The 15,836-nt window shown below is 65.3% G+C and carries 10 protein-coding genes; 9 read left to right on the top strand and 1 reads right to left on the bottom strand.

Annotation, left to right across the window (positions count from 1 at the left end):
- Positions 1–18 precede the first annotated feature (18 nt).
- Entirely contained in the window at positions 19–3,474 is a 3,456-nt protein-coding gene (locus ACQ4WQ_RS09720) for a DUF748 domain-containing protein (RefSeq protein ID WP_436496547.1), read from the top strand.
- Between the two features lie 20 nt (positions 3,475–3,494).
- Positions 3,495–4,586: a hypothetical protein gene (locus tag ACQ4WQ_RS09715; RefSeq protein ID WP_436496545.1), complete on the top strand. Its 1,092-nt coding sequence runs from the start codon at positions 3,495–3,497 to the stop codon at positions 4,584–4,586.
- Positions 4,587–4,650: 64 nt separating this feature from the next.
- Here ACQ4WQ_RS09715 and ACQ4WQ_RS09710 read toward each other — a convergent pair whose 3' ends face one another.
- Positions 4,651–7,101 (bottom strand): membrane-bound PQQ-dependent dehydrogenase, glucose/quinate/shikimate family, encoded by a 2,451-nt coding sequence (locus ACQ4WQ_RS09710; RefSeq protein ID WP_436496543.1) that lies wholly within the window; start codon positions 7,099–7,101, stop codon positions 4,651–4,653.
- Positions 7,102–7,406: 305 nt separating this feature from the next.
- Here ACQ4WQ_RS09710 and ACQ4WQ_RS09705 point away from each other — a divergent pair, with 305 nt between their 5' ends.
- From ACQ4WQ_RS09705 to ACQ4WQ_RS09675, 7 genes are all read left to right on the top strand, one after another.
- Positions 7,407–9,086, top strand: coding sequence for a methyl-accepting chemotaxis protein (locus ACQ4WQ_RS09705; protein WP_436496541.1), 1,680 nt, complete (start codon positions 7,407–7,409; stop codon positions 9,084–9,086).
- Positions 9,087–9,139: 53 nt separating this feature from the next.
- A complete protein-coding gene (locus tag ACQ4WQ_RS09700; RefSeq protein WP_436496539.1) occupies positions 9,140–9,766 on the top strand; it encodes a hypothetical protein in 627 nt (208 codons plus the stop codon).
- A complete protein-coding gene (locus ACQ4WQ_RS09695) occupies positions 9,763–10,677 on the top strand; it encodes an HDOD domain-containing protein (protein ID WP_326459932.1) in 915 nt (304 codons plus the stop codon). Before ACQ4WQ_RS09700 ends, ACQ4WQ_RS09695 begins: the two co-directional genes overlap by 4 nt.
- Before the next feature lie 74 nt (positions 10,678–10,751).
- Positions 10,752–11,378 (top strand): response regulator, encoded by a 627-nt coding sequence (locus ACQ4WQ_RS09690; RefSeq protein WP_326459931.1) that lies wholly within the window; start codon positions 10,752–10,754, stop codon positions 11,376–11,378.
- Between the two features lie 31 nt (positions 11,379–11,409).
- On the top strand, positions 11,410–11,772 hold the full coding sequence (locus tag ACQ4WQ_RS09685) for an Hpt domain-containing protein (protein WP_326459930.1): 363 nt from the start codon (positions 11,410–11,412) through the stop codon (positions 11,770–11,772).
- Complete coding sequence (locus tag ACQ4WQ_RS09680) at positions 11,769–13,982, top strand: hybrid sensor histidine kinase/response regulator (RefSeq protein WP_436496536.1); 2,214 nt, start codon at positions 11,769–11,771, stop codon at positions 13,980–13,982. The genes ACQ4WQ_RS09685 and ACQ4WQ_RS09680 overlap by 4 nt, the downstream gene beginning before the upstream one ends.
- A gap of 153 nt (positions 13,983–14,135) precedes the next feature.
- On the top strand, positions 14,136–15,806 hold the full coding sequence (locus tag ACQ4WQ_RS09675; RefSeq protein WP_436496534.1) for a sensor histidine kinase: 1,671 nt from the start codon (positions 14,136–14,138) through the stop codon (positions 15,804–15,806).
- Positions 15,807–15,836 lie beyond the last annotated feature (30 nt).

Below are 15,836 nucleotides of genomic sequence, written 5' to 3'. Positions count from 1 at the left end.
AGATCAAAAGGTAAGTTCGTGAACACAATCGACAACAAAAGCGTGCAGACGAAAACATTTCGCTGGAAACGCTGGCAGCGCTGGGCCATCGGCACCGGCTGCGCCCTCGCCGCCTACAGCGCGGCCGGCTTCTGGCTGGTGCCCTACGTTATCAAGCACCAGCTGCCCAAATTTGCCGAGAAAGAACTGGCACGCCAGGCCAGCATCGACGAGGTACGCTTCAACCCGTTTACCCTGCGCCTGGAAGCGGACAAGATCGCTTTCAAGGAAGCGCCCAGCGCGGATGGCAAGAGCGGTGCGCCGCTGCTGTCCATCGGCGCGCTGGCCGTGCAGCTGGAATGGAAATCCATCGTGCGCCGTGCCTGGAGCCTGGCGGAAATCCGCATCATGGCGCCGCAGGCGCAGCTGACGGTCACGCCGGACGGCAAGTTCAACCTGGCCGAAGTGCTGGCCACCTGGCAACGCAAGCACCCGGAAAAGAGCGACGGCGGCATGCCGCGCCTCGTCATCGCCCATTTTGCGCTGGAACAAGGCAAAGTGGACTGGCAAGATCAGAAAGCGGGCTATGCGGATAACTTCACGCCGATCAACTTCAAGCTCGACAATATCTCCACCCTGCCCGACGCCAACGGCAGCTACAGCCTGAGCGCCGACGCGGCACGCGGCGGCAAGCTGCACTGGCGCGGCACGGCTTCGCTCAGCCCGATTCGCGGCGAAGGCGAACTGATATTGAACGACGCTTCCCTGCCCGGCCTGGCAGCGTATTTGAAGGCGTACACGCGGGCGACGGTGAGCAGCGGTACGCTGTCGGCGCGCCTGCCCTACGCCTTTTCCTATGCCGACGGCAAGCTGGAAGCGACCGTCAAGGGTGCGGGCCTGGCCTTGCGCGACCTGGCGCTGGTACGTGACGGAAAAGGAGAAGCATTTACGTCGCTGAACACCTTGGGCATCGCCGGCGTCAACGCGGACCTGGCGCGCCAGAACGTCAGCGTGGATAAAATCAATCTGTACGGCGGCAAGGTGGCTGTGCGGCGCGACAGCAAGGGCGAGATCGACGTGGCGAACCTGATGCTGCCGGGCAATCCCGAACCTGCAGCCGCCGCGCCATCGAAACCTGGCAAATGGAAAGTGGACTTGCATCGGCTGGCCCTGGCCAATATGGACGTGTCCGCCATCGATGAAACCGTCTCGCCGACCCTCCAGCTGAGCGCAAGACAGTTGCAAGCTCAGTTGCAACTGGGCATGCAGCAGGGGCCAGCGGGCATGTCGACCGTCATCGACGGCGCCAATTTCAGCCTGGCCGACCTGGCCATGCAGCGCGGTGCGCAAACGCCATTCAAGCTGGCCCAATTGGGCTTTACGGAAGGCAAGATCGACCTGGCGGCGCATAGCGTGCACCTGGGCGCCGTGACGGCCAGCGGTGCGCAGATCGACCTGGCACGCAACCGCCAGGGAGAATTTGCGATCGCGCAAAAACTGCCCGTGTTTACCTCCAGCAAGGCTGACTCTGCCAAGGACGCGCCTTCCGCGCCGTGGTCCACCATGGTAGACAAGGTGGAACTGAGCAAGTTCGGCGCCCGTTTCGACGACGCGGGCACGGGCATCAAGGGCACGCTGCAGGATGCGCGGCTGTCGCTGCACAAGGTCAGCAACGATATGCAGCAGGCGCTGCCGTTCGAACTGGGCGTGGGCCTGCGCGAAGGCGGCTTGCTCACGGCGAATGGCAAGTTCGTGCCGGGCACGGGCGCCGTCGATGCACAATTGAATTTGAAACAGCTGACCCTGGCCCCCGTACAACCCTTGCTGGCGCAGCATCTGAAACTGAAGCTGGCGGGCGGCACCCTCTCCGGCAGCGGCCGCCTGACGACGGGCGGCGGCGCGCCGAAAGCGCCGAAAGTACGCTATGAGGGCGGCGTGGACATCGCCGGCCTCGTGCTCAATGAAACGGATGGCAAGCGCTTCGCCTCGTGGAAAAGCGTGCGCGCCGACAAGCTGACGGCCAGCGTGGGTCCCGACTTTGTCGACATCCCCGAGCTGCGCGTGGTGGAACCGAACGCCCAGCTGATCATCGAAAATGACCGCAGCCTCAATGCCCAGCGGCTGCTGGTGAAGGCGCCGGAGCCGGCCACGGCACCCGCTCCTGCTACCGCCACCGCGCCAGCGGCCGACGCCGGTTTCCCCGTGCGCGTACGCCGCGTGCGCCTGCAGAATGCCAAGCTGGACTTTGCCGACCTGAGCCTGCGGCCGCAGTTTGCCGCCAAGATCTATGAACTCAACGGCGTCGTCACGGGCCTGTCGACCAAGCGCGATGCGCGCAGCCAGATCGAACTCGATGGCCGCATCGACGAATTCGGCCTGGCGCGCGTGCGCGGACAATTGAATCCCTTCGCCCCCACCGACAACACGGACTTGAACGTGGTCTTCAAGAACGTCGACATGGTGTCCGCCTCGCCGTACACGATGAAGTTTGCCGGCTATAAAGTAGCGGAAGGCAAGATTTCGCTGGACTTGCAATACAAGGTGCGCAACCGCCAGCTCGACGGTACCAACCAGATCGTGCTCGACAAGCTGACCCTGGGCGAGCGCATCGACAGTCCCGATGCCCTGAAACTGCCGCTGGAACTGGCGCTGGCCATCCTCAAGGACAGCGACGGGCGCATCGACCTGGGCCTGCCCGTGTCCGGCGACATGAACGACCCGCAATTCAGCTATGGCGCCCTGGTCTGGAAAGCCGTGGGCAATGTGCTGACGAAAATCGTCACGGCGCCGTTCCGCGCGCTGGGCAACTTGCTGGGCATCAGCGCCGACAAGCTCGAAGCCATCGACTTCGATGCGGGCAGCGCCGTGCTGCTGCCGCCCGAGCGGGAAAAACTCAAGCAGGTGGCGCAAATCCTCGCCAAGCGCGAACAGCTGAAGCTGGCCGTGCCGGGCCAGTACAGCGACACGGACGGGGCAGCCCTGCGCGCCCAGGCCGTGCGCCGCGCCGTCGCCGCCAAGGCCGGCATCAAGCTCGAAGCGGGCGAAGAACCGGGGCCGTTGAACCTGGGCGAACGCAAGGTCCGTGGCGCCCTGCGCGACCTGTACGGCGAACGCTTCGGCAAGGCTGAGCTGGACAAGCAGAAAAAGGCGGCGGAGTCGGCCGCACCTGCCCCAGCGGCCGCCTCCGCCAGCGCCTCCGCGCCGGCAGCGGCCAAGATTCCCGTCTGGCAGCGCCTGGGCAAGCTGATCGAAGGCGAACCGCAAGTGGCCGACACGGGCGCGTTCTATAACGGCTTGCGCGAGCGGCTGGAAGCGAAGCAGCCCCTGCCTGCCGATGCCTTGAGCAAGCTGGGCGCCCAGCGCAGCGCAGCGATTCTGGCGGCATTGCAGCAGGATGGCACTCCAGCGGCCAGGGTCAGCGCGGGCGCGCCGGAAAAAACGGATGCCGCGCCGGGCAAGCTGGTGGGACTGAAGCTGGGATTGGCCACGCAATAAGACACGGAGATATCTGACGCATGAAAAACCTCGACAAGGTAACGCCCTATGCATCGTCTGTTACACAGGGCGACCTGTGCACCATGACAACGCTCGTCGCTGAGACACAGGTATCGGCAAAAGACAGCATTGCATTTGCTGAAAAGACGCTGCTGGCGAACTATGTATACGGGAAAAATGGCACGTATAAGCTGATTTATACGATTGTTGAGATGGATGGCGCGATCGATAACTACGCCGAGGATGACGGAATTTTGCCGACATTGTTCCTGAGTCCGGATCAGGAAAACTATGTGTCCGTCATCCCCTATCATCCTGACAAGGAACTGGAAATCAGCATTCCCATCTTTGATCGTGACGACGTGGAAATACCGAAGGGCAGCCGTCCATTTACAGGAAACTTCATCGGGACAACGGAAACCTGTTCGATATTCCACGATGTGGATTTCTATGACAGCAAACCCGATAAGATCCTGGCCATCGAATTTATCAATGGAAAACTAAAAAAGAAAAACAATATCAAGGTCCCATTGCCCGCAAATAACAGAATCAGCATTGCCAACAAGGCGATTCATTTGCTGGCCAATGAAGACAGCCTGCTCCTGCACCGGGAGCTTGATGAAAAAGGCAATGTGATTCGGCATCGTGAAATCAACTCGGATGGCATCTATGTTTTGCAGATATTAAGCGCTTCCTTCGACGGGAATTCTTATCTGCTGGCACAGGAAAAAGACAAGCTCGTTATCCAGAAAATAGATGGGAATGGTGCAAGTGCCGTCATTGAATTGGTGGACTTTGCTGACCCATTGTTCAATACATGGCAGCCGGTCAACATCGGCGACGACACTTTCATCACCCGTTTCAATAGCGAGTTTGGTAATGGCTGGCTGACCACGAAAAATGATAAGTTATTGGAAATCTTCTATAGCAAAGGTGAGCAAGGCTACAGGAATTTTCTGACCAAGGAGCTTTTGTCCATACCCCGTGACAACTTGATCATTTCCAGCATCAACAAGACGAGCGATCGTGCTTATGCGGTAGTGCTCTACGCGATGGCAGACGATAACGCGGGGAATGCCGAACTGATCGTCTTGAATCGCCGCTTGCAGTAAGGTCGGGCGCCTCAACGGCAGTTCATCCGCGGCATGGCCCGTCCATGCCGCGGATGCGTAGCGCTTATTTCGCTTTCCCAGCTTCCTTCACCGCTTCGTCCGGCAAAGCAAACGCCACCAGGCTGTCCCCCATCTTCGTGCCCAGCGAACCGTGGCCGCCGGCCATGACCACCACGTACTGCTTGCCCGTCTTGTCGGAGACATAACTCATCGGCGTGGCCTGGCCGCCGGCCGGCAGGCGGGCTTTCCATACGGTTTTACCGTTGCGCACGTCGTAGCCGCGGATGTAGTAGTCGAGCGTGCTGCTGAGGAAGGCCACGCCACCGCCCGTCGTGCTCATGCCGCCGAGGCTCGGTACGCCCAGCGGCAAGGCGATGGGCACGGGGGCGCTGTCGCGCGTGGTGCCGTTCTTGTGCATCCACACTTTTTTCATGGTGCGCAGGTCGACGGCGGCGATATATCCCCACGGCGGCGCCTGGCATGGAAAGCCCAGCGGCGACAGGAAAGGCTTGATTTCCACGGCAAACGGCACGCCCGTCTGCGGTTGTAAACCCATTTCCGTGCCCGTGCCGCCCGGCGCATTGGCTTGCGCGCGCGGCACCAGGCGTTCCAGGAAGCCCATGTAGTCGGGGTTCACCAGCAGCAGCTGGCGCACGGGATCGACGGCCGCTCCGCCCCATTCGAAGATACCCAGCGGGCCGGGCGAAATGATGGCGCCCTTGATCTTGCCTTCGGCCACCGTTTGCGGCGTAAACGGCCCTTCATAGCGGTGCTGGCGGAAGATGATGCGGCAAGCGAGCTGGTCGAACGGCGTCGTGCCCCACATATCCGTTTCGCTGATGTGCTTCTCGGGCAGGAATGTCAGGGCCGAGAACGGCTGCGTGGGCGACAGCTTGTCGCCAGGGGCGGCGTTGGCCGTCGGCACGGGTTTTTCCGGCGCCGGCACGACCAGGCTGCCGTCGCGCCGGTCGATCACGTAGATATCGCCCCGCTTGGTGGTCGCCACGACGGACGGCACCTTGCCTTTTGGCGTATCGATGTCGACCAGGGTGGGCTGGCCGCCGATATCCATGTCCCAGATATCGTGGTGCACGGTCTGGTAGACCCAGCGCACCTTGCCCGTCGCCAGGTCCAGCGCGACGATGGCGCTATTGTATTTCTCGCCGTTCGGATTGCGGTTGCCGCCCCACGTGTCGGGCGTTTCATTGCCCATCGGGATATACACCATGCCCAGCTTTTCATCGACGCTGGAGACGCCCCAGGAATTGGGCGAGTTGTTCGTATAGGTTTTGCCGTCGGCGATCGGCGCCGTGTCGTCGGGGTTCGAGGCATCCCAGTTCCACATCAGCTTGCCGGTGACGGGATCGTAGCCGCGGATCACGCCGGACGGTTCTTCCGTGGAAAAATTGTCGGTCACGCTGGCGGCCATCACCACCACGTTTTGCGCCACGGCCGGCGGCGACGTCGGCATCAAGAAGCCCCGCTTCTTCATGCCCATGCCGTGGTACAGGCCGATCACGCCGTTTTCGCCAAAACTTTTACAGGCTGCGCCCGTATCGGCATTGACGGCGATCAGGGTCGCATCCATGGTGGGCGCGAAGATGCGGCGCGGACACTCCATGCCGGCCGCCTCGGGCGCAGGGTCGCCCTTGGCGCGGCCCGCGTTGACGTCCCAATAGGCGACGCCGCGGCAGATCATGTGCTGGTAGCTCGACGCGTCGCGGTTGATCTTCGGATCGTGGCGCCACAGTTCCTTGCCCGTGTCCGGATCGAGCGCGATGACGATGTTATGCGGCGTGCACAGGTACAGCATGCCATTGACCTTCAGGGGCGTGACCTCGTTGGCGATCTCGCCCGGATCGTTCGGCCCCTTGAAGTCGCCCGTGTTGTACACCCACGCCTGTTTCAGCTGCGCGGCGTTGGCCGGCGTGATCTGCGCGGCCGGCGCATAACGGTCGCCATAGCCGGAGCGGCCATACGCTGCCCAGTCGTTGGGCGCCACGCCCGGCGCGACATCGCCTTGCGGCACGGCGGCCATGTTTTCGGCCGGCACTTCGCCATGCAGGGTGGTGTAATCCTGGAACAGCGAGAACACGCCCACGGCGGCCGTCAGCACCACGGCCGCCGTCAGGGCGCTCTTGCCCGCGTCGCGCGGTTTTACGCCGGCCGTCAACGGCGGATCGAGGCGGCGGTCGACGAACGGCAGCAGCAGCCAGACGGCGGCCGCAAACCAGATGTCCAGGCGCGGCAGCAGTTGCCACCAGTCGAACTTCACTTCGATGACGGACCAGATCAGGGTGCCGAACAGCAGCAGGGCCAGGAAAAGCTGGGCGCTGCGCCGCCCTTTCCACACGAGCGCGCCCGCGACGAGCATGCCGATGCCGGCCACCACGTAATACCAGGAACCGCCAAGGCTGACAAGCCAGGCGCCGCCGCCGGCAAGCGCCAGTCCAAGCAGGATGAAGATGACTGCGGTGAATACTAACAAGGGTCCAGGCCGGGCAGAGGCAGTCATGATGCTCCTTTACAAGAGTCAGTCGGCGGCACGCGCCTGCGCACCGTATTTGATGGCAATCAAGCAAATCCCATTTTTTCACTAATCGGCAAAGCGTGGCACACGCCAGCACGCGATATCTGCACAGTGTTGCTTTTCATCACATGCCCCAGCCAGTCTTTCATCCGGCGGCCTCAAAAAAACATGGAATAAATCAAATAAATCACAAATTTCTCGAATAAATCAATTTATTATCGTAAAATGAAAATCGTGAACTCCGGCAAACGATTTTCCTGATTTTCAACTTCATTGGAGCGGCGCCCATCATGACCATCGCTAAACGGCTGTACGCCTTGATCCTTTCCGTCGTCCTGGGACTGGCTGCCCTGGCGGGCTTTGGCATCTACCAGATGGACCACGTGTACACGGCGGCCAGCTATGCCACCATCAACACCGTTCCCAGCCTGCTGAGCCTGAACCAGGCCTTCGTGCCGTTCGCGCAGATGCGCACGGCCGTCTGGCAGCACATGGCCAGCAAGGATGCCGCCACGCGCAGCAAGCTGGAAGCGGGCATCAACGCGGCGCGCGCGGCAGTCGGCAAGGCGCTCGATCAGTACGAGAAGGAAAACATTTCCGATGAGCAAGACAAAGCACTTCTGGCCACCGACCGCGCCATGCTGGCGCGCTACGACACGGTGCGCAACAAGGTGCTGGTCCTGTCGATTGCGGGCGAACTGGACGCGGCACGCGACTTGCTGATGCAAAACCAGTCCATCATCAAGGAACTGGTCGACGCCCTCGCCGCCCACCACCGCTACAACGAAAGCCTGGCCGCCAGGGGCGCGGCCGACGGCGCCGCCGCCGCTGCCAGCGCTCGCTGGATTTCCATCGGCCTGGCCCTGGCCGTGACGGCGCTGGTGGCCGGCATGGGTCTGCTGCTGGCGCGGCGCATCGCCGCCTCGCTGGCCGGCGCCATCGACGTGGCCCGCACCATCGCGGGCGGCGATCTCAGCGTGCAAGTGAATGCCACGTCGAACGACGAGGTGGGCCAGTTGATGAAGGCCATGGCGGACATGAGCGCGAGCCTGGTGCGCATCGTGGCCGAAGTGCGTTCCGGCACGGACAGCATCGGCACGGCCTCGGCCGAGATCGCGGCCGGCAACCTGGACCTGTCGGCGCGCACGGAGCAGCAGGCCGGCTCGCTGGAAGAAACCGCCTCGGCCATGGAAGAGCTGACGGCCACCGTGCGGCAAAACGCGGACAATGCCCGCCAGGCCAAGCAAATGGCCGTCAGCGCCTCGGACAAGGCGCAGCGGGGCGGAGAAGTGATGGGCGACGTGATACGCACCATGGAAGCGATCGACAGCTCGTCCAACAAGATCGCCGACATCATCGGCGTCATCGACGGCATCGCCTTCCAGACGAATATCCTGGCCCTGAATGCGGCCGTGGAAGCGGCGCGTGCCGGGGAACAGGGGCGCGGCTTTGCCGTCGTGGCCACCGAAGTGCGCAACCTGGCGCACCGTTCGGCGGCCGCCGCCAAGGAAATCAAGGCACTCATCAGCGACTCCGTGGAACAGGTCGAACAGGGCGGCAAGCTGGTGCAGCAGGCGGGCGCGGCCATGACGGAAGTGGTCGACACGGTACGCGGCGTGACCGACATCGTCAGCGAAATCTCGGCCGCCAGCGCGGAGCAAAGCACGGGCATCGAGGAAATCAACCGCGCCGTCACGCAGATGGATGAAGTCACGCAGCAGAATGCGGCCCTGGTCGAAGAAGCGGCGGCCGCATCGCAATCGCTGCAGGAGCAGGCGGCCAGGCTGGCCGGCGTGGTGGGCGCCTTCAAGCTGGCGCCAGCCCAGGCCGGCGCGGCGCCGCAAGCGCCTGCCGCACGGCGGCCCGCACAGCACAAGGCGGCGCTCAAGCTGGTCGCCACGCGCCACGCGGGTCATTCCAGAAACGCGACGCCGGCCGCCGCCGATGCGGGCGACTGGGACGTCTTTTAGGTCCGCCATCACGCCGGATCACTTGCCTAGATAGCATTCATTGGAGCACGGTCATGAACACCTTACTCGCCATCCACCCCTTCCTTCGCTGCGAAGACCTGTCGCTGATGCGCCCGGCGCTGGCACTGGCCGGCCTGGCGTTGCTGCTGGCCGCCCTGCTCTGGCGCCGCACCCGCTGGCGCCGGGCCGGCCGCGCGGCACCGGCCGATCTGCATGCGCTGCTGCAGATGCGCAAGGCGGCTCCGCCGGCCAAGGTGGCGGACAGCGCACCGCCGCCAGCAGCCAAGGTGCCGGACGCGCCGCCGTTCGACGCCGCCCGCCTGGACGCCATGTTCGGCTGCGACCGGCGCCTGCAGGGCGAGATCCTGGCCCTGTTCGTGGCCGAGACGCGCGACCGCCTGGCCGGCATCGCCCACGCGCTGCGCTGCGAACGGACGGCCCCGGCGCGCGTGCTGGCGCAGGAAATCCTCGACGGCAGCCAGTCCCTGGGCCTGCTTCCCTTGCAGGCACTGGCGCGCCAGGCCGTGCATGCGGGCTTTTCCAACGATACGGGCGCGCTGCGCCGCCTGCATGCGGAACTGCTGATGGCGCTCGATGCGCTGTCGCAAGCGGTCACGGTCCTGCAGACGGCGGGCGCGGCGCAAGCCGATGACCGCAGCGGCGTCGGGAGCCGGCCATGAGCGCGCACATCGACCTGGCGCGCCTGCTCGGCGGCGCCATCCTGCCTTCGCCCGCCTGGCGCAGCCAGTGGCTGACGGCCTTGTGCCAGCAACAGGTGCCGCTCGACGAACTGGCGGAACAGCTGGGCTGCGATCCCGCCCTGACGGGCAAGGTCATCGGCCTGGCGAATGAGGGCGTGCCGCCGGGCGAGCGCCGGCACGCGGCGGTCAATGCCGCGCTGCTGGCGGCCATCGGCTTGCCCGCCCTGCGCCAGGCGTTCGCCGCACCCGCCGTGCCGGCAGCCACGTGCGCGCCCTTCGACACGCAGCGCTTCTGGTCGCACTCGCTGGCCATGGCGTGCGCCGCCCGCGTGGCCGGCGACGCGCTGCAGCTGGCGCCGGCCAATGAGCTGTACAGCTGCGGCTTGCTGGCCAACTGCGGCCAGCTGGCCTTGGCCACCTTGCATCCGCAGGAATATGCAGAACTGCTGGACCAGTACGGCAAGGGCGCCACGGCACGGCTGCTGTGCGCGCAGTCGCAGCGCTTCGGCTACCACCAGCTGGCGCTGTCGGCCATCCTCATGCGGGGCTGGGGCATGCCGGACATCCTGTGCGACGCCGTGCGCTGCCATGCCGCGCCGCCCGGCTTCGGGCGCGCCGGGCGCATGACGGACCTGGCCTGGCTGCTGAAGCTGGCCAGCGGCTTCGCCGACTTGATCCTGCGCAACGGCGCGGGGCCGCGCGGGCCGGCCCTGGCCGCCGCGCGGGTACTGGGCCTGGACGGGGAACGCATGGAAACCTTGCTACGCCACAGCAACGCCGAGTGGAGCGAATGGCGCGAGATCCTGGAGCCGCAGGCCCATCTCGGCCCCTGCCGCACGCGCACGCGAGTCCGGCCCGCCATACGCCAGGTTTTTAGTGAATTCATCTAAATCGTTGAAATTGATTTTTTGAGCGCGATTGCGTATCATCTAATTCAACTTCCTATGCGACTATAAAGCCCATCATGCATACTGCAGACGTTTGCACTACCCAAAAGGCCGCCGAAATCCTCGGCATCTCGGTGACATCGGTGCAGCAACTGGTCGAGGCCGGCGTGATCGAAGCCTGGAAGACCAAGGGCGGCCACCGGCGCATTCCCCTCGCGGCCGTCGAGGCCTACAAGGGCAATCCCGGCCAGCCGGGCCAGGACCAGCGCGCGGCACGCGCCAACCGCCCCGCCCCATCGGGCCGCCCGCCGTCCATCCTCGTGATCGAGGACAATCCCATCGAACGCGCGCTGTATGAAAAGCAGATCGGTTCATGGGGCTTGCAGGCGGACTTGCGCTTTTGCGAGAACGGCTACCAGGCACTGATGGAAATCGCCCGCGACCAACCCGACATCCTGCTGGCCGACATCGTCATGGAAGGCATCGACGGCTACGAGGTGATCCGCACTATCCTGGCCGACCCGCTGCTGGCGGACATGCACATCGCCATGCTGTCGAGCCTGACGCCGGAGGAACTGGAAGAGCGCGGCGGCGTGCCGCCCGGCGTCGTCTTCTTTGCCAAGCCCGTCAATTACGACGAGCTGCGCGGCTATCTGCGCGCCTGCTGCGCCGGCCACGCGCGACGCAACAGCCTGGCCGCCTAGCGCGCCACCGTCCCCTCGCCACGGAGCCGCCATGCCAGCCTATCGCCACATCGATCCCGCCGTGCTGTTCCACGCCACCGGCCAGGACCTGGAAATGTTCCGCGCCCTGTCCCAGACCTACCTCGACACGTCGCCGGCCATGTTTGCGCGCGTGGAGCAGGCCGTGCGCGGCGGTGCGGCGCAAGCCATCGTGCATAGTTGCCATACCTTGCGCGGCACCGTGGCCCTGCTGGGCGCCAGCGCCCTGGTCGCGCGCCTGGCGGAACTCGAACGGCTGGTACGCCACCAGGGCCTGGCGGCACCGGACTGGCTGGCGGAAACGGCGGCGCTGATCGGCGAAGTGGAGCAGGAGGTACGCCGCAGCATGCGCGAGTACACGGGCGCGCAGGCATGAACGCGCGCCAGGCCGCCCTGCGCCTGGTGCACCGCTATCGGCCGCGCACCGTGACGGCCGTCGTGGGCCTGGTGCTGGTGGGCCTGCTGGCGCTGCGCATCGCCGTTTCCGGCGTGCTGCTGCACCGCGAAGCCGTCGATGACTGGAAACAGGACCTGTCGAACCTGTCGCTGCTGCTGGCGGAAAACACGGCGCAGAGCATGACGGCGGCCCGTCTGGTGCTCGACAGCGTCAGCAACGAGATCGGGGTTCCCGCGGACGCGCAAGCGCTGGCCGCGGCCGTCGGCACCCCGGCCATGCACCAGACGCTGCGGCACAAGATCGGCGGCGTGCCGCAAGTGGACGTCGTGTCCATCGTCGGCAGCGACGCCAGCGTGCTGGCCTTCAGCCGCGCCTTTCCCGCGCCGCCCATCCGGCTCGGCGAGCGCGATTACTTCGAGTATCACCGGCGCCACCCGGACGGCGGCATGCATGTCAGCGCGCCCGTGCAAAACAAGGGCAATGGCGCCTGGACCTTCTATATCAGCCGGCGCATCAGCGGGCCCGACGGCCGCTTCCTGGGCGTGGTGCTGGTCGGCCTGTCGTGCGACTTCTTCAGCAAATTCTTCCAGAACACCAGCATCGGCGAACACACGGCCTTTTCCCTGTACCGCAGCGACTACACGCTGCTGGCCCGCTGGCCGGCCGTGCCCGCCATGATGGGCAAGCGCAACCTGACGGGCAGCACCTACCGCCTGCTGGAACAGGGCAAGACCGATGGCGTGCTGCAGGTGGACACGCCGCGCACGGCAGACCAGGGGCGCACGGTCGACCGCCTGGCCGGCATACGCCTGGTGCGCGACTATCCGCTGGCCATCAACGTGACCGTCACGGACGAGGTCTACCTGGCGGGCTGGCGGCGCATGCTGCGCACCATGGGCGGGGCGGCCGTGGTCAGCCTGCTCGTGCTGGCCGGGGCCATCGCGCTGATCCTGGCCCTGCTGCGGCGCCAGGAGCGCGACGCGGCCATGGCGCTGGCGCTGCAAACGCGCGCGGAAGCGGCGAATGCGGCCAAGTCGCGCTTCCTGGCCGTCATGAGCCACGAAATCCGCACGCCGATGGCCGGCATCGCCGGCATGGCCGAACTGCTGCGGGACAGCGCGCCCGACGCGTCGCAGCGGCAGCATGCGCAGCGCATCGGCGATGGCGTGCAGCAGCTGATGCGCATCCTGAACGACATCCTCGACCTGTCCAAGGTCGAGGCAGGCCAGATGGGCATCGAGCTGCGCGACGTCGATCCGCGCCAGTTGCTCGACGACGTGCTGGCGCTGCACCGCCCGCAAGCGGACGGGAAGCAGCTGCGCCTGGTCAGCGAAATCGGCAACAGCGTGCCGCCGCTGATCTGCTCGGACCGCACGCGCCTCGCGCAAATCCTCGGCAACCTGCTCAGCAATGCCATCAAGTTTACGCCCTCCGGCACGGTGAGCGTGCGCCTGCACCTGGAACCGGCCACGCCGGACGGCGCCAGCGCCTGCCTCGTCGCCATGGTCAGCGACCAGGGCATCGGCATGACGGGGCAGCAGCTGAACCGCATCTTCGAGCCGTTTTGCCAGGCCGACGACAGCATCAGCGGCGCCTACGGCGGCACGGGTCTGGGGCTGACCATCTGCAAGCACCTGGTGGCGCTGCTGGGCGGCGAGATTTTCTGCAGCAGCGTGCCCGGCGCCGGCTCCCGCTTCACCGTGCGCCTGCCCTGCCAGGCAGTCCAGGCACCGGAGCCGGAGCCAGAACTGGCGCCGCCATCCGAACCGGCCGCCCCGCCCGCAACGGCCCCGGAAGGGGGCGCGCGCATCCTGCTGGTCGAGGACACGGCGCTGAACCGCCAACTGGTGTGCCTGCAGCTGGGCGCGCGCGGCTACCGCATCGACACGGCGGAAAACGGCGCGCTGGGCCTGCAGGCGCTGGCCGAACAGCAGTACGACCTGGTCCTGATGGACTGCATGATGCCCGTCATGGACGGCTACCAGGCATGCCAGGCCCTGCGCGCCCGCGATGCGGCCAGCGGCGCGCCGCGCCTGCCCGTCATCGCCCTCACGGCCGGCGTCACCGAGGACGACCGGCAGCGCTGCCTGGCGGCCGGCATGGACGATTATCTGCCCAAGCCCTTCACGGCCGCCCAGCTGCGCGACATGGTCGACCGCTGGCTGACGCGCCAGGCGGCGATACGCTAACCACCCGGGCCAGAACGCAATACAACACTTTCCGCATAAAAATCATTTTATTCGATAAAATCAATTATATTCACTATAATTGACAAATCGACGCACCAGTCACGCCGGGCATCCTCGCCCAACGGCACAACTGGCGGACCTTGCGGAGGCGGCATGCGGCAGCACAGACACTGGAAGGCCATGGCCTGGGAGCGCTGGGAGCGTTGGGATACGCGCACCCTGCTGTCGCTCTTCATGGCCATCCTGCTGGCGGGCTTGTGGGGCATCACCATGCTGCAACTGCGGCACGCCCATGACGCGGCCATCGCCGGCGCCGCGCGCGATGCGCGCAGCATGGCGCGCGTCTTCGACGAGCACGCGATCCGCACGATCGAGGCGGCGGACCAGGCGGTTACGTATTTGCGCAGCCGCTATCAGGCGCTGGGCAGCCGCCTCGACATCGTGGACGATCTGCGGCAAGGCCTCAATCCCGGCCCCCTGTACAACCTGTTTACCATCGTCGACGAACGGGGCGACATGGTGCTGTCGAGCCGCCCTTTCCAGCCCACCAACCTGGCTGACCGAGAGCACATCCGGGTACACATGCAACGCGACAGCGGCGAACTGTATATCAGCAAGCCGGTGCTGGGCCGCGTGTCGAAAAAATGGTCGATCCAGATGACGCGCCGCATCAACCATGCCGATGGCCGCTACAAGGGCGTGGTGGTGGTCTCGATGGACCCGTATTACTTTACCCGCCTGTACGACGAAGTCGACCTGGGCGACAACAGCTCCACCGAACTCGTCGGCAGCGACGGCGTGGTGCGCGCGCGCCGGGTCGGCGCCGTCGACACCATCGGCCAGGATATCGGCGGCAGCAAGGTATTTTCCTTGATGCAAGGTAAAACGCGGGGCAGCTTCACCGAGCGCAGTCCCGTCGATGGCATCCTGCGCCTGTATGCGTTCGAAAAACTGGCCAACTATCCGCTCTACATGCTGGTCGGACTGGACCGCGACGCGGTGTTGGCCGACTACGTCTCGCGCCGCAACCAGGCGCTGCTGATGGCGGCCGTCACGAGCGCGCTGATCGTGCTGTCGTGGGCCGCGCTGGTGCTGCTGATCGGCCGCCTGGTCGACAGCCGCGCCAGGGCCATCGCCGCCAGCGAAGCCAAGTCCCGCTTCCTGTCGAACATGTCGCACGAATTGCGCACGCCCCTAAACGGCATCCTCGGTTTTTCCGAGCTGCTGCAGGAGCAGCTGCGCGAGCCGGAACAGGCCGCCTACGCGCAAACGATACACGACAGCGGCCGCCAGTTGCTGTCCATGGTCGAGGCGGCGATGGAATTGAGCGCGCTCGAACAAGACCAGGTAAGGCTGGAGTCCAGCGCCGCGCCCTTGGACCAGCTGCTGGAACTGGCGCTGGCGCCGCACCGGCCGCGCGCGGCGCACAAGGGCTTGCAGCTGGCCGCGCAGGTCGCGCCCGCCACGCCGCCCAGCATCGATTGCGACCGCGTCCGCCTGGTGCGCGTGCTCGATATCCTGCTCGATAACGCCATCCGCTACACGGCCGCGGGGCGGGTCGACGTGCACGTCATGCGCAGCGGCGCGGAGCTGCGGATCGAGGTGCGCGATACGGGCATCGGCATCGCGCAGGCGCAGCAGGGCGTCATCTTCGACAAATTCTCGCAGGCGGACGACTCGCCGAGCCGCGCCCATGACGGCGCCGGCATGGGCCTGGCCATCGCGCGCCAGCTCATCACCTTGATGGGCGGCAGCATCGGCGTGGCATCCGTGCCGGGCCAGGGCGCCGTCTTCCGCCTGCACCTTCCCTTGGGGGCAAATTGACCACACTATCACATGCATAGTTGTGCACAA

It is taken from the genome of Janthinobacterium goodfellowi, assembly GCF_051380695.1.
Taxonomy (GTDB): domain Bacteria; phylum Pseudomonadota; class Gammaproteobacteria; order Burkholderiales; family Burkholderiaceae_D; genus Janthinobacterium.
Note: the sequence above shows the minus strand (reverse complement) of the source record. Positions and strands in the feature narration are given on the sequence as shown.

Bases quoted from the DNA above. Each gene is read 5' to 3' on its own strand.
- ACQ4WQ_RS09715 (WP_436496545.1), top strand. From the start codon at position 3,495: ATGAAAAACCTCGACAAGGTAACGCCCTATGCATCGTCTGTTACACAG.
- ACQ4WQ_RS09710 (WP_436496543.1), bottom strand. From the start codon at position 7,101: ATGACTGCCTCTGCCCGGCCTGGACCCTTGTTAGTATTCACCGCAGTC.
- ACQ4WQ_RS09705 (WP_436496541.1), top strand. From the start codon at position 7,407: ATGACCATCGCTAAACGGCTGTACGCCTTGATCCTTTCCGTCGTCCTG.
- ACQ4WQ_RS09700 (WP_436496539.1), top strand. From the start codon at position 9,140: ATGAACACCTTACTCGCCATCCACCCCTTCCTTCGCTGCGAAGACCTG.
- ACQ4WQ_RS09695 (WP_326459932.1), top strand. From the start codon at position 9,763: ATGAGCGCGCACATCGACCTGGCGCGCCTGCTCGGCGGCGCCATCCTG.
- ACQ4WQ_RS09690 (WP_326459931.1), top strand. From the start codon at position 10,752: ATGCATACTGCAGACGTTTGCACTACCCAAAAGGCCGCCGAAATCCTC.
- ACQ4WQ_RS09685 (WP_326459930.1), top strand. From the start codon at position 11,410: ATGCCAGCCTATCGCCACATCGATCCCGCCGTGCTGTTCCACGCCACC.
- ACQ4WQ_RS09680 (WP_436496536.1), top strand. From the start codon at position 11,769: ATGAACGCGCGCCAGGCCGCCCTGCGCCTGGTGCACCGCTATCGGCCG.
- ACQ4WQ_RS09675 (WP_436496534.1), top strand. From the start codon at position 14,136: ATGCGGCAGCACAGACACTGGAAGGCCATGGCCTGGGAGCGCTGGGAG.